Annotated in this window: 15 protein-coding genes; 8 read left to right on the forward strand and 7 right to left on the reverse strand. The window is 72.1% G+C overall.

Annotated features, from left to right (window positions below; genetic code table 11):
• The first annotated feature begins 34 nt into the window (after positions 1-34).
• The 6 genes from LZ017_RS14535 (at position 35) to LZ017_RS14560 (ending at position 7,720) form a co-directional block, all read left to right on the forward strand.
• A complete protein-coding gene (locus LZ017_RS14535) occupies positions 35-1,189 on the forward strand; it encodes an acyl-CoA dehydrogenase family protein (protein ID WP_241397594.1) in 1,155 nt (384 codons plus the stop codon).
• A complete protein-coding gene (locus tag LZ017_RS14540; RefSeq protein ID WP_241397596.1) occupies positions 1,186-2,019 on the forward strand; it encodes an enoyl-CoA hydratase/isomerase family protein in 834 nt (277 codons plus the stop codon). The genes LZ017_RS14535 and LZ017_RS14540 overlap by 4 nt, the downstream gene beginning before the upstream one ends.
• Positions 2,012-4,018, forward strand: coding sequence for a biotin carboxylase N-terminal domain-containing protein (locus tag LZ017_RS14545; protein ID WP_308194077.1), 2,007 nt, complete (start codon positions 2,012-2,014; stop codon positions 4,016-4,018). Before LZ017_RS14540 ends, LZ017_RS14545 begins: the two co-directional genes overlap by 8 nt.
• Positions 4,015-4,914 carry a 3-keto-5-aminohexanoate cleavage protein gene (locus LZ017_RS14550; protein WP_241397597.1) on the forward strand — a complete coding sequence of 300 codons (900 nt, stop codon included), beginning with the start codon at positions 4,015-4,017 and terminating at the stop codon, positions 4,912-4,914. The genes LZ017_RS14545 and LZ017_RS14550 overlap by 4 nt, the downstream gene beginning before the upstream one ends.
• 104 nt (positions 4,915-5,018) lie before the next feature.
• Complete coding sequence (locus LZ017_RS14555; protein ID WP_241397599.1) at positions 5,019-6,860, forward strand: long-chain fatty acid--CoA ligase; 1,842 nt, start codon at positions 5,019-5,021, stop codon at positions 6,858-6,860.
• Complete coding sequence (locus tag LZ017_RS14560; RefSeq protein ID WP_241397600.1) at positions 6,857-7,720, forward strand: NAD(P)-dependent oxidoreductase; 864 nt, start codon at positions 6,857-6,859, stop codon at positions 7,718-7,720. The genes LZ017_RS14555 and LZ017_RS14560 overlap by 4 nt, the downstream gene beginning before the upstream one ends.
• Here LZ017_RS14560 and LZ017_RS14565 read toward each other — a convergent pair.
• The 6 genes from LZ017_RS14565 to LZ017_RS14590 form a co-directional block, all read right to left on the reverse strand.
• The gene (locus LZ017_RS14565) at positions 7,705-8,577 is read right to left on the reverse strand and encodes an SDR family oxidoreductase (RefSeq protein WP_241397601.1); all 873 of its coding nucleotides are present in this window, start codon (positions 8,575-8,577) and stop codon (positions 7,705-7,707) included. The two genes, LZ017_RS14560 and LZ017_RS14565, sit on opposite strands and share 16 nt — an antisense overlap.
• Before the next feature lie 47 nt (positions 8,578-8,624).
• Entirely contained in the window at positions 8,625-8,873 is a 249-nt protein-coding gene (locus LZ017_RS14570) for a DUF3297 family protein (protein ID WP_241397602.1), read from the reverse strand.
• Positions 8,874-8,941: 68 nt separating this feature from the next.
• Entirely contained in the window at positions 8,942-10,318 is a 1,377-nt protein-coding gene (locus tag LZ017_RS14575; RefSeq protein WP_241397603.1) for a CHASE3 domain-containing protein, read from the reverse strand.
• 5 nt (positions 10,319-10,323) lie between these two features.
• Positions 10,324-10,725: a response regulator gene (locus LZ017_RS14580; RefSeq protein WP_241397604.1), complete on the reverse strand. Its 402-nt coding sequence runs from the start codon at positions 10,723-10,725 to the stop codon at positions 10,324-10,326.
• Between the two features lie 176 nt (positions 10,726-10,901).
• Positions 10,902-11,252 (reverse strand): BON domain-containing protein, encoded by a 351-nt coding sequence (locus tag LZ017_RS14585; protein WP_241397605.1) that lies wholly within the window; start codon positions 11,250-11,252, stop codon positions 10,902-10,904.
• A gap of 39 nt (positions 11,253-11,291) precedes the next feature.
• Positions 11,292-11,741, reverse strand: a complete 450-nt coding sequence (locus LZ017_RS14590; protein ID WP_241397606.1) for a BON domain-containing protein — start codon at positions 11,739-11,741, stop codon at positions 11,292-11,294.
• Between the two features lie 280 nt (positions 11,742-12,021).
• On the opposite strand from LZ017_RS14590, the gene LZ017_RS14595 reads away from it, so the two are divergent.
• Positions 12,022-12,657, forward strand: a complete 636-nt coding sequence (locus tag LZ017_RS14595) for a response regulator transcription factor (protein ID WP_241397731.1) — start codon at positions 12,022-12,024, stop codon at positions 12,655-12,657.
• Positions 12,658-12,700: 43 nt separating this feature from the next.
• Here the strand turns inward: LZ017_RS14595 and LZ017_RS14600 are convergent, their stop codons facing one another.
• Positions 12,701-12,859 carry a hypothetical protein gene (locus LZ017_RS14600; protein ID WP_241397607.1) on the reverse strand — a complete coding sequence of 53 codons (159 nt, stop codon included), beginning with the start codon at positions 12,857-12,859 and terminating at the stop codon, positions 12,701-12,703.
• Between the two features lie 291 nt (positions 12,860-13,150).
• Here LZ017_RS14600 and LZ017_RS14605 point away from each other — a divergent pair, with 291 nt between their 5' ends.
• Positions 13,151-13,318 carry a DUF1328 domain-containing protein gene (locus LZ017_RS14605; RefSeq protein ID WP_241397609.1) on the forward strand — a complete coding sequence of 56 codons (168 nt, stop codon included), beginning with the start codon at positions 13,151-13,153 and terminating at the stop codon, positions 13,316-13,318.
• Positions 13,319-13,342 lie beyond the last annotated feature (24 nt).

A 13,342-nucleotide genomic window follows, 5' to 3' on the forward strand; every position in this document is an offset into this window, starting at 1 on the left:
CGCCCCCGCGCCCCTCACTCAGGAGACTTCCGCCATGCCATGGACCCATGAACACCAGGCGCTGTACGACACCGTCACCCGCTTCGTCGAGAAGGAACTCAACCCCCATGTCGCCCAGTGGGAAAGGGACGAACAGTTCCCCGCGCACGAGGTCTTCAAGAAGCTGGGCGCGCTGGGCCTGCTGGGCCTGAAGTACCCCGAGGCCTACGGCGGCGCCGGCCTGGACTTTGGCTATTCCCTGGTGATGGCCGAGGCGCTGGGCAACTGCCATGTGGGCGGCGTGCCCATGGGCATCGGCGTGCACACCGACTTCTGCACGCCGGCGCTGGCGCGCCATGGCAGCGACGCGCTGCGGCGCGAGTTCCTCGCGCCGTCCATCGCCGGCGATCTGGTGGGCTGCATCGGCGTGTCCGAACCGGGCGGCGGCTCCGACGTCGCGGCGGTCCGCACGCACGCGCGCAAGGACGGCGGCGACTACGTGATCAACGGCAGCAAGATGTGGATCACCAACGGTCTGCAGGCCGACTGGTGCTGTCTGCTGGTCAACACCGGCGACGGCCCGGTGCACAAAAACAAGAGCCTCATCATCGTGCCGCTGGATCTGCCCGGCGTGACGCGGCAGAAGATCGACAAGATCGGCATGAAGTCCTCCGACACCGCGCTGCTGTTCTTCGACGAAGTGCGCGTGCCGCGGCGCCACCTGATCGGCCAGGAGGGCTCGGGCTTCGCGCTGCAGATGATGCAGTTCCAGGAGGAGCGGCTCTGGGGCGCGGCCTCGTCACTGCGCCTGATGGACCAGATGATCGACCAGACCATCGCCTACACGCGCCAGCGCCAGGCCTTCGGCCGCTCGCTGCTGGACAACCAGGTGATCCACTTCCGCCTCGCCGAGCTGCGCACCGAGGTCGAGGCGCTGCGCGCGCTGATCTACCGCGCCACCGAGCACTACGTCGCCGGCCAGGACGCCGCCCGGCTCGCCTCCATGAGCAAGCTCAAGTGCGGCCGGCTGATCCGCGAGGTCTCCGACGCCTGCCTGCAGTACTGGGGCGGCATGGGCTTCACCTGGGACAACCCCATCAGCCAGGTCTTCCGCGATGGCCGGCTGCTGTCCATCGGTGGCGGCGCCGACGAGGTGATGCTGGGCATCATCTGCAAGCTCGAGGGCACGCTGCCCAAGGCGGGTGCATGAACGGCGCGTTGCCCGACACCCCGTCGCTGCAGCTGCTGCCGCGCGGCGGCGGCGTGCTGGAGATCCGGCTCAACCGCGTCGAGGCGCGCAACGCGCTGTCGCTGGCCATGGTGGACGAGCTGCGCCGCGCGCTCGCCTGGGCCGAGCAGCAGGCCGACCTGCGCGCGCTGCTGCTGCGCGGCAATGGCGGGCATTTCTGCGCTGGCGGCGACCTGAAGGACATGGTGCGGGCGCGCGAGGCTGCGGCCGCGCAGGGGCCGGCCGCGCTGGAGCGGCTCAACGCCGCCTTCGGCGAGCTGTGCCTGGCCTTCAACGACACGCCGCTGGCCACTGTCGCGGTGCTGGAAGGCTCGGTGATGGGCGGCGGCTTCGGCCTGGCCTGCGTCGCCGACCTGGTGCTGGCCGCGCGCTCGGTGTGCTTCCAGCTGCCCGAGACCCAGCTGGGCCTGGTGCCGGCGCAGATCGCGCCCTTCCTGGTGCAGCGCCTGGGCTATGCGCAGGCGCGCCGCCTCGCGGTCGGCGCGGGCCGGCTGGATGGCGAGCAAGCGCTGCGCCTGGGCCTGGTGCACGAGCTGCACGACGCCGCCGCGCTGGACGCCGCCGTGCAGGCGCAGCTGCGCCAGATCGCGCGCTGCGCGCCGCGCGCGCTGGCCGCCACCAAGGCGCTGATGGCACGCGCGCAGCAGGTCGCGGCGCGGGACCTGGTGCCCGAGGCCGCGGCCGTGTTCGCGCGCGCCGCGCTGGGCGACGAAGGGCGCGAAGGCCTGGCCGCGTTCGCCGAGCGGCGCGCGCCGCGCTGGGCCACGGATCTGGGAGAAGCCGGTGTTTAGCAAGATCCTGATCGCCAACCGCGGCGAGATCGCCTGCCGCGTGATGCGCAGCGCGCGGCGCCTGGGCTATCGCTGCGTCGCGGTGTACGCCGAGGCCGACGCCGACGCGGCGCATGTGGCGCTGGCGGACGAGGCCGTCGCGCTGGGCGGACGCACGGCGGCCGAGTCCTATCTGCGCATGGACCTGCTGCTGGACGCCGCGCGACGCAGTGGCGCCGATGCCCTCCATCCCGGCTACGGCTTCCTGTCGGAGAACGCCGAGTTCGCGCGCGCCGTGGCCGAGGCCGGCCTGTGCTTCATCGGCCCACCGGCCGAGGCCATTGCGGCGATGGGCCACAAGGCCGGCGCCAAGCGGCGCATGATCGCGGCCGGCGTGCCCTGCCTGCCCGGCACGCTGGGCGAGGACCAGGACCCGGCCCGGCTGCGCCACGAGGCCAGCCAGCTGGGCTATCCGCTGCTGGTCAAGGCGGTGGCCGGCGGCGGCGGGCGCGGCATGCGCCAGGTCGACCGCGCCGAGGACCTGGAGGCCGCGCTGCACAGCGCGCGCCAGGAGGCGCAGAGCGCCTTCGGCGACGGCCGGCTGATGCTGGAGCGCCTGATCCGGCGCGGCCGCCACATCGAGATCCAGGTCTTCGCCGACCGCCAGGGCCAGGCCGTGCACCTGGGCGAGCGCGACTGCAGCACGCAGCGCCGCCGCCAGAAGCTGATCGAGGAAGCGCCCTCGCCCATCGTCGACGCGGCGCTGCGCGAGGCCATGGGCCGCGATGCCGTCGCCGCCGCGCTGGCCGTGGGCTATGTGGGCGCGGGCACGGTGGAGTTCATCGTTGACATGGACAGCGGCCGCCACCACTTCCTGGAGATGAACACGCGGCTGCAGGTGGAGCACCCGGTGACCGAATGCATCACCGGGCTGGACCTGGTGGAGTGGCAGCTGCGCATCGCCGCCGGCGAGCCGCTGCCGCTGAGCCAGGACCAGCTGGTGTTCAGCGGCCACGCCATCGAGGCCCGCCTTTATGCCGAAGATCCCTATGCGGGCTTCGCGCCGCAGACCGGGCGCATCGCCTGGTGGCGCCCGCAGCGGGCGATGCGCGCGGACGCCGGGCTGCGCGTCGACGACGGCATCCGCGAGGGCGGTGAGATCACGCCCTACTACGACGCGATGATGGCCAAGCTCATCGTCCACGGGCGCGACCGCGAGGACGCGCTGCGCCGCCTCGCCGCGGCGCTGGAGGACGCGCCCGTGCTGGGCCTGCCCACCAACGCCCGGCTGCTGCGCGACCTGCTGCGCGGCGAGGACTTTCGCGCCGCCCGGCTGCACACCACGCTGCTGGACGAATGGGCCGCGCAGGGCCACGCGCTGCTGCGCCGCCCCGAGCCCAACGACCAGGACTGGCTGCTCGCCGCCGCGCTGCGGGCCCAGCCGGAGTCGACACCCACCGGCCCCGCCGCCACGCTGGGCGGGCCGCGGGCCGGCTTCGAGCTGACGCTGCGCCAGCGCGACACGCGGCGCCGCTTCCGCGTGCGCCCGCAGCCCGACGGCTCGCTGCGGCTGGCGCGCCTGGACGGCCCGGCACCGGCCGCCGAACACCACGCCCGGCTGCTGGGCCGTGACGCCGACGGCCTCTGGCGGATCGAACTCGACGGCCTGCAGCGCGCCTGCGTCGCGTGGCGCGACGGCGCGCGGCTGCAGCTGGCCCGCGACGCGGCGGTGTTCGTCTTCGAGGAGCCCTCGCCGCAGCCCCAGGCCGCCGAGGCCGAGGACCCGCGGCGGGCCCTCGCGCCGGTGGCGGGGTTGGTCTCGCAGCTGCGCGTGCGGGTCGGCGACCGCGTGGACGCCGGCCAGCCGCTGCTCAGCGTCGAGGCGATGAAGATGGAAATGTGGCTGGCCGCCGGCTGCGCCGGCCGCGTCAAGGCCCTGCACGCGACCCCCGGGCAGGCCGTGGCTGCCGGCGCGCTGCTGGCCGAACTGGAACCGCTGCAAGAGGAACCCACGCCATGAGCGACCTCGCCATCCTGAGCTGCGCGCTGACCGGCGTGCTCACCGACCCGCGCCAGCACCCGGTGCCGGTCACGCCCGCGCAGATGGCGGCCGAAGCGCGCGACGCCTTCAACGCCGGCGCCAGCGTGATGCATGTCCACCTGCGCCAGCAGGACGAGGGCCGCCAGCACCTGCCCAGCTGGGACCCCGACCTGGCAGCGCAAGTGGTCGGCGCGATCCGCGCGGCCTGTCCCGGCGTGATCATCAACCTCAGCACCGGTGTGATCGGCAAGGACATCGCCGGCCCGGTGGCCTGCCTGCGCCGCCTGCGCCCCGAGATCGCCGCCTGCAACGCCGGCAGCCTGAACTACCTCAAGCTCAGGGACGACGGCCAGTGGGCCTGGCCGCCCATGGTCTTCGACAACCCGGTGTCCAAGGTCGCGGCCTTCCTGGACGTGATGGACGAATGCGGCACCCATCCGGAATTCGAGTGCTTCGACGTGGGCATCGTGCGCTCGGTCGGCATGTATGTGCGCAATGGCATGTTCCGCGCCCCGCGCATGGGCCGGCCCACCTACAACTTCGTGATGGGCGTGGCCTCCGGCATGCCGTGCGACGCCGACTTGCTGGCGCTGCTGCCACGCTATACCGAGGCCGGCGCGCGCTGGCAGACCACGCTGATCGGCCGCCGCGAGATCTGGCCGGTGCACCAGAAGACCGCCGAGCTCGGCGGCATGCTGCGCACGGGGCTGGAAGACAGCTTCTACCTGCCCGACGGCTCGCGTGCCTCGGGCAACGGCGCGCTGATCGAGGCACTGGCCCAATGCGCGCGGCGCGCCGGCCGCGCCATCGCATCGCCGGCCGAGGCGCGGGCGCTTCTCTGCCCCGCGAGCGAGCCGCCGCCCGAGCCGGCATGAGCCGCCATGGGGCGTCGCGCCGCCCCCCCCGCGCGCCCCCACGTCCCGCCCTTCCCGCCAACCCGCAACGCCCCTCAACCGCCCGCCCCGAGCCAGGAGTCCCCATGCAGCCTCACACGCCGCCCGCCTCCAGCCCCACAGGCCACCCGCCCTATCTGCTCGCGCCGGCACGCCTGCTCGCCACGGCGGCGGCACGGGCCGAGTGCCCGGCCTACCACGTGCGCACGGCAACGGGCTGGCACGCGACGAACTGGCGCGACTTCGCCGCCGAGGTGCAGCAGGCCGCCCGCGCGCTGGTGGACCTGGGCGTGCGGCCGGGCGACGCGGTCTGCATCCTCGGCTTCAACCGGCCCGAGTGGCTGGTGATGGACCATGCGGCCATGATGGTGGGCGCGGTGGCGGCCGGCATCTACTGGACCAGCGCGCCCGGCGAGGTCGAATACATCCTGGCGCACAGCGCCGCGCCGCTGCTGCTGGTGGAGGACGCCCAGCAGGCCGCCAAGCTGGCCGGCCGGCGCGCGGCCCTGCCCCACCTGCGCCAGGTGGTCGCGATGAAAGGCGCCCCAGCCGTGGACGGCGAACTGCTGGGCTGGGAGGCCTTCATGGCGCGCGGCACCGAAGCGCACCAGGCCGAGCTGGAGCGCCGCATGCGCCGAATCCGCGGCGGCGACGCCGGGACGCTGATCTACACCTCCGGCACCACCGGCCCGCCCAAGGCCGTGGTGCTGAGCCACGACAACCTGGCCTGGACGGCCGATGCGCTGGTGCGCGCCTTCCAGGCCTCGGGCCATGACCGCCTGATCTCCTACCTGCCCATGGCCCATGTGGCCGAGCAGATCAGTGCGGTGCACATGATGGCGCACGCCGGCGTCCAGGTGTTCTTCGCGCAGAGTTTGGAGGCGCTGTCCAGCCATCTGCCCGAGGTCCAACCCACCATCTTCGTCGGCGTGCCGCGTGTCTGGGAAAAGATGCAGGCCGCGCTGCAGGCCCGGCTGGCGGGGCTGAGCGGCACGAAGAAGCGCCTCGCCGACTGGGCCCAGCGCAGCGCGCGCGACTATCACGCGCGCCGGCTCGCCGGACAGGCCCCGGGGCTGCGCGCCGCGCTGCGCCTGGCGTTGGCGCGCCGGCTGGTGCTGAACAAGATCAAGCGCGCGCTGGGGCTGGACCAGGGCCGGGTGCTGATCTCCGCCGCCGCGCCGATCGCGCCCGAGTGCCTGCGCTTCTTCAGCGGGCTGGACCTGGTGATCGGGGAGGTCTACGGCCAGAGCGAGGTCAGCGGCCCCACCACCGTCAGCCTGCCCGGCGCGACCCTGCACGGCTCGGTGGGCCAGCCACTGGCGGGCGTCGAGGTGCGCATCGCCGAGGACGGCGAGATCCTGGTGCGCGGCCCCAATGTGTTCCAGGGCTATGCCGGCGCGCCCGAGGCCACGGCCGAGGCGCTGGTGGACGGCTGGCTGCACAGCGGCGACCTGGGTCGGCGCGACGAACAGGGCTATCTCTACATCACCGGACGCAAGAAGGACCTCATCATCACCTCGGGCGGCAAGAACGTTTCGCCGGCCAATCTGGAGGCGGCGCTGATGAACCTGCCGCTGGTGGAGCACGCGGTCGTGGTCGGCGATGGCCGCCACTTCCTCGCCGCGCTGCTGACGCTCAAGCCCGACGCGCTGGCCGCCTTCGCCGAGCGCCAGCAACTGCCCGTCGCCAGCGCGGCCCAGCTGTCCAATCACCCCGCGGTGCGGGCCGAGCTGCAGCGCGGCATCGACGCGCTGAACCAGGCGCAGTCGCGCGTGGCCGCGATACGCCGCTTCGTCGTGCTCGCCGAGCCGCTGTCCATCGCCGCCGGCGAGCTGACCGCGACCCTGAAGATACGCCGCAAGGCCGTGCTGGAGCGGCACGGCGCGCGGGTCGAGCAACTCTATGCCCAGGAGGCCCCGTCCCGATGAACCCCAATCAGCATTCCCATCCCGCCGCCGCCAGCCTGGCCGGCAAGACCCTGTTCATCACCGGCGCCTCGCGCGGCATCGGCCTGGCCATCGCCGAACGCGCGGCCCGCGACGGCGCCAACATCGCGCTGGTGGCCAAGACCGTGGACCCCAACCCGCGCCTGCCCGGCACCTTGGGCCAGGCCGCCGAGGCGGTGCGCGCGGCCGGCGGCCAGGCGCTGGTGCTGCCCACCGACATCCGCGACGAGGCGGCCGTCGCCGACGCGGTGGCGCGCACCGTGGCGCAGTTCGGCGGCATCGACATCCTGATCAACAACGCCAGCGCGATCAGCCTGACGCCCACGCCGGACACGCCGATGAAGCGCTTCGACCTGATGATGGGCGTCAACGCGCGCGGCACCTTCTGCTGCACCCAGGCCTGTCTGGCGGCGCTGCGCGACAGCGCCGCGCGGGGCCGCAATCCGCATGTGCTGAACATCTCGCCGCCGCTGAGCCTGCGCGACCACTGGTTCGCGCCGCACGTGGCCTACACCATGGCCAAGTACGGCATGAGCATGTGCACGCTGGGCCACGCGCGCGAGTTCAGGCCCTGGGGCATCGCGGTCAACAGCCTGTGGCCGCGCACCGCGATCGCCACCGCCGCGCTGCAGATGATTCCCGGCGTGGACCCGGCGCTGTGCCGCAAGCCCGAGATCATGGCCGACGCCGCCTGGCACCTGCTGCGCGAGGACGCGCGCGCCTCCACCGGCCAGTTCCTGATTGACGACGAGGTGCTGATGCGCCACGGCATCCAGGATCTCGACGGCTATGCGGTGACGCCGGGCAACCGGCGCCTGCTGCCGGACTACTTCATCGACTGAGCGTCGCGTCCCCGCGCCGCCGCGACACGGCCCTGCGAGTCGCGCCACACCAGGCCGGGCGCCATGCGGTAGAGCCAGGCCACCGCGCGCGACTTGCCCGGCAGGATCAGCGCGTCGTTGCGCGCCGTGCCGCGCAGGATGGCCTGCGCCACCTCGGCCGCGGGCGCGGGGCGGCCGGCGGCGGCGTCCAGGAAGCGGCGCAGCCAGGGCGCCTCGGGCAACTGCGGCAGATCGGCCGGCGCGCGCGTCGGATCAGCGGGCGTGTCCACCGCGGCCGGGCAGGCCACGCTGACGCGCACGCCGCGCTGCGCCGCCTCCAGCCGCAGGCTCAGGCTCAGGCCGACGACGCCGTGCTTGCACATCGCATAGCCGGCCAGTCCGGGCGTGGGCAGCAGGCCGGCCAGCGACGCGATGTTGACGATGTGGCCCCGGCCCTGCTCGTGCATCAGCGCATAGGCGGCGCTGCAGCCGTTCAGCACGCCCAGCAGGTTCACCTCCAGCATGCGCTGCAGGTGTTCGGCGCGCATCTGTTGGAACTCGCCGGCCAGTGTGAGTCCGGCGTTGTTGAACCAGAGGTCCAGCCGGCCATGGCGTTGCGCCAGGTCGCGCGCCAGCGAGCGCAGGCCGGCGGCGTCGCGCACGTCCAGCGCGTGGCATTCGCCGCGTCCGCCCAGCGTGGCGAGCGCCTGGCGCAGCCGCGTCGCGTCGCGCGCCACCAGCACCGGCAGCGCGCCGCGCTCGGCCAGCGCGGCGGCCAGCGCCAGCCCCAGGCCCGACGAGGCGCCGGTCACGACGGCCACGCGCCCCTGCCACGCGGGGTCGCCGCCAGTCTTCACGGACGGTGCAGCGGACTTCATCGGCCTGCCCTCCTGCCGCGGGCGCGCGGCCCGGCTGCGGCGTTTGACTACTTGTAGAAGGCCTCGACCTTGCCCTTGAGCTTGATCATCAGGGGTTGGCCGCGACGGTCCAGCGTACGCCCGGCGGGCACGCGGATCCAGCCCTCGCTGACGCAGTACTCCTCGACGTCGCCGCGCTCCTTGCCGTTGAACAGGATGCCGATGTCGTGCTCGAACACGGCGGGCACATGGTGGGGGCTGCGCGGGTCGATCGACAGGCGGTCGGGCAGCGCGGGCTTGGCGGTGGATTCGGTCATGACGGAAGCAAATTCGTTCGTTGGCAAACCCTGCATTGTCCAGGAGACGGCGCCCGCTCCGTGCGCGCTCAGCCCGGGGCCGGCGCGTCCTGCGCCACCGGCTGCGGCAGACGGGCTTCGATGCGGGTGCCCTGCCCCGGCGCGGACGCCAGCGTCAGCGTGCCGCCCAGGCTTTCCATGCGGTAGCGCATGCCCAGCAGGCCATGGTGCCCGGGCGGCACCGCCGCGGGATCGAAGCCGCGACCATCGTCGCGCACCTGCACCCGCATCCAGCCGCCTTCCAGCCGCAGCGTCAGCCAGATCTGCGTGGCCTGCGCATGCTGCAGTGCATTGCTCAGGCTCTCCTGCACCAGGCGGTAGACCGCGAGGCTGGCCTGCGCGTCGGCCCGCGCCTCGTCCAGCGCCAGGTGCAGCGTCCAGCCCGAACGCGCGGCGAACTCGCGCGCCAGGATCTCCAGCGCCGCGCACAGGCCCAGGTGCTCCAGCGCCGAGGGGCGCAGGTCCTCGATGATGCGGCGCTTCAGCGTGATGCCCTCATCGATCAGCGTGGCCATGTGGCCCAGGCGTTCGGCCAGCTCCTCGGGCTGGCCGCGCGCCAGCTGGCGGCGCGCGCGGCTGAGGTCCAGCTTGGCCGCGGTGAGCAGCGCGCCCAGCTCGTCATGCAACTCGCGCGCCAGGTGGGCGCGCTCGTGCTCGCGCACGCGGGTCAGGTGGTCGGCCAGGTCGGTCAGCTCGGCGGTGCGGCGGCGCACCTCGGCGTCCAGCCGGTCGCGCTCCTCGCCGAGCAGGCGCGCATGGTCGCGCCGCGCCTGGTGCAGGGCCTCGTTCTTCTTCAGGAAATAGAGCAGCCACAGCAGGCTCAGCACCGCCAGCGCATGCACGCCATAGCGGCCCAGCGCCAGCGCGCGGAAGATGGCGCGGCGCTCGTCGCCGATGCGGTCTTCCTCGTAGCGCGCCAGCCTCTCGGTGGCCTGGCGCACCGCGTCCATCTTCTCCTTGCCCATGTTGGTGGAGGTCACTGCGCGCCAGCCCTCGTGGGCGCCGCGCTGGTACATCTGCACCGTCTCGTCCAGTTCGGAGAGCTTCTCGTCGGTGCGCGCGCGCACGTCGCGCATCAGGTCGGCCCAGCCCGTGCTGGTGTACTGGCGCGACAGGCGCTTGAGCACTTCGGGAATCTGCGCCTGCGCGTTGCGCATGGGCTGCAGATAGTCCGTGTGACCGGTGATCAGATAGCCGCGCTGGGCCGTTTCGGCATCGGTCAGCAGGCTGCTCAGGCGCAGCGCGTCCAGTTTCGCGGCCTGGCGCACGCGCTCGGCCTGCAGCGCCTCGTCGGCCAGGCGGTAGGTGAACTCGGCCACGCCCATCACCGCCGCGCCGGCCACCATGGCCATCAGCACGGACAGCAGCCGATGACGGCTGGCACGCTGGAGCAGGGGGTCCAGCATGGGCCTCAGAGCGCCGCGGGCCGCGTGTCCGAGCCGCCCAGTTCGGCGCAGAAGCTCAGCAGATCGTCGAGCTGGTAGCTCTTGTCGAACACCCGCTCCGCCCCCAGCGCCAGGCAACGCTGGCGCATGTCCTCGGTGGCGTAATTGGTCAGCACCACGCAATGGGCCGGCATGCCCAGCTCACGCGCGGCGCGCAGCACCCCCAGGCCGGTGCCGGAGAGCAGGAACACATCGACGATGAACAGGTCCGCCTCGCCGATCGGATGCATGCGCATCCAGTTCACCGCCGAGACCTCGTCGCTCGCATGGCCGACCACCCGCACATGGCTCATTTCTTCCAGCGCCCCCACCAGGCTCTCAAGAATCACTGGATTGTCTTCAATGATGAATGCTCTGAGCGTGGGCATGGCGGTGCGGGGTCTGAAGGTCGCCCCGGCGCGATGCGCCCGGGGTGGCGGCAATGATCCCAGCAAAGGCCCCGCGACGGTGTAGGACGGCAGGCCTTTGCACGGAGAAAGGCAAAAAAAGGGGCGCCCCACCTGGGCGCCCCAACCGGGGGAAGACCCCCGTGGGGAGAAAAAGGTCAGCCGCGCACTTCGATGTTGTTGCGCACGTCCTTGACGCCGGAGACCGAGCGCGCCAGCTGCTCGACGCGGGTGCGCTCCTCGGCGTTCTTGGCCACGCCATTGAGCTGCACCACGCCCTGGCTGATCTCGACATTGATCGCCATCGCGCTGACCGTGGGGTCGGCGGCGATCTTGGTCTTCAGCAGGGTGGCCAGCGTCGCGTCATCGACCGCGGCGGCGCCCTGCTGGGCCTGCGGCTGCTGCGGCTGGGGTTCCTGCGGATTGGCGGCCATCACCGGGGCCGCGCTCAGCGAAGCCAGGGCCACGACCAGGGTCGACAACAGGGCGGGGGTCTTGGGGGTATGCATCGTTCACTCTCCTTCGGTTGATGAAACGGGGGGCGGGCCTCAGCCCTTGCTGACGGTCAGGCGGTTCTCGACAGAGCGCACACCGTCGACGGCCTGGGCCAGCGTGGTGGCGCGCTGCACGGCCGCGGCATCGGGCGCGGTGCCATTGAGCACGACGCGGCCCTCGCTGGTATCGACATCGATCTTTCGCGCCTTCAGTTGGTCATCCGCCATCAGCGCGGCGTTGACCTTGGTCGTGATCGTGGCGTCGCTCACCGCCGCGGAGGCTTTGTGCGCCGCGTCTTCCATGCCTTGCTCGGCCTTGTGCAGGGCCTGCTCGCTTTCCTTCTTGGCAACCTCGCCGGAGCGCTTGGCCGAGGCCATGCCTTCGTCCAGCTTCTGGCCCGGGGTCTGGCCTTCGTCGGGGCTGCAGGCCACCAGACCGCCCAGCAGGGCCAGCACGGCCACCAGGGCGGGACGGGAGATCGGGGTACGGAAACGCGTATGCATCTCGACTTTCCTTTCATGCTTTGAAACACCCCCGGCACCGCCGGACCGCGGTCCGGCGCCTCCCCGGGGAAGCCAAGGACGGAACATCCGAGGCCGTCCATGGAGCTAACTTTGAACCGCGGCGAACCGCGCCGACATCGGCCGGCACGCCGAGCGCATGTCGGACATGGCCGACACACCCTGCGCCCGTGTAGGACTTGTCCGACGGGTCCGGCCGGCCCCTGCTGTTAGGCTCGCCAGGTGTTCCATTGCAGCCGGCATGAACGCCCGGCCCCCGCCCATGATTCGCATCGGCATCGTCGACGACCACGCCATCGTGCGCACCGGCCTGCGCCAGTTGCTCAGCGAGAACGTGGACATGCGCGTCGCCGGCGAAGCCGCGAACGGACGCGAGGCGCTGGAGCTGGCGCGGGGTGGCGAGGTGGACGTGCTGCTGATGGACATCTCCATGCCCGACCAGAGCGGCGTGGACGCGCTGGCCGCGATCAAGGCGCGCTTCCCGGCGCTGCCGGTGCTCATCCTCAGCGGCTTTCCCGAAGCGACCTATGCGACCAGCCTGATGCGCCAGGGCGCCAGCGGCTATCTGAACAAGGAATGCGACCCCGACGAGATCGCCGCGGCGATACGCACGGTGGCGCGCGGCCGGCGCTATGTGAGCCCGGCGCTGGCCGAGCTGCTGGCCGACGATCTGGCCGGCGCCAGTTCGGACCGCCCCGCGCACGAAGCGCTGTCGGACCGCGAATTGCAGGTCTTCCTCCGCTTGGCGCGCGGCGAAACGGTGGGCGACATGGCCAAGGCCATGTTCCTCAGCGTGAAGACCGTCAGCACCTACCGCAGCCGCGTGATGGAAAAGCTCAAGCTGGAAACCAACAGCGACCTGACCTATTACGCGCTGAAGAACGGGCTCATCCAGTAGGAATGAACCCGCGGGGCCGCCGCGCCGGCGCCGCGGCGCGGGGTCAGGCCTTGCCCGGAGGCGGGCTCACTGGCAGCGCTTCGGGCAGCGGCGTTTCGGCCAGTAGCCAGGGCAGCGCCGATTCCAGGCCCAGCGCCTCGTCCTGCAAGCCATGCCGCCGTGCGCGCGCGGTCCAGCGCTGCCACAGGCTGAGCGGAGGCATTGCAGCCTCGGGATGGGCGGAGGGGACAGTGTCGGAAAGATAGGACATGGCAGCCTCGTCGTTCGCTTGCACCGCTGGACGGTGAGCCCACTGTGCCGCAAGCGCTCGCGCGGCGGCGTCGGCGAGGGCTGCCTGCGCGCGTAGGACAGGTCCTACACGGACACCGCCGCGGACCGCTGTCGGAGCCGTCCTACCGGTTCTTGCGGTGCCGGCCGGCCCCGACCTCGTGGACGCGGACCTATATTGGAGCCGTGGCCGTCATGGCCTCGCCCGTCTGAAAAGGAGCGTTCCATGCTGCACTACGCCGTGGTCTTTTTCGTCATCGCATTGCTGGCCGCCGTCTTCGGCTTCGGTGGCATTGCCGCCAGCGCGGCGGGCATCGCCCAACTCTTGTTTTATGGCTTCCTGATCCTGGCCGTGATCAGCCTGGTAGCCAGCTGGGTGCGCAAGAAGGGGTGAGACCGCGCCAGGCCTTGCGGCTCC

Source organism: Pelomonas sp. CA6 (assembly GCF_022549225.1).
Lineage (GTDB): Bacteria > Pseudomonadota > Gammaproteobacteria > Burkholderiales > Burkholderiaceae_C > Roseateles.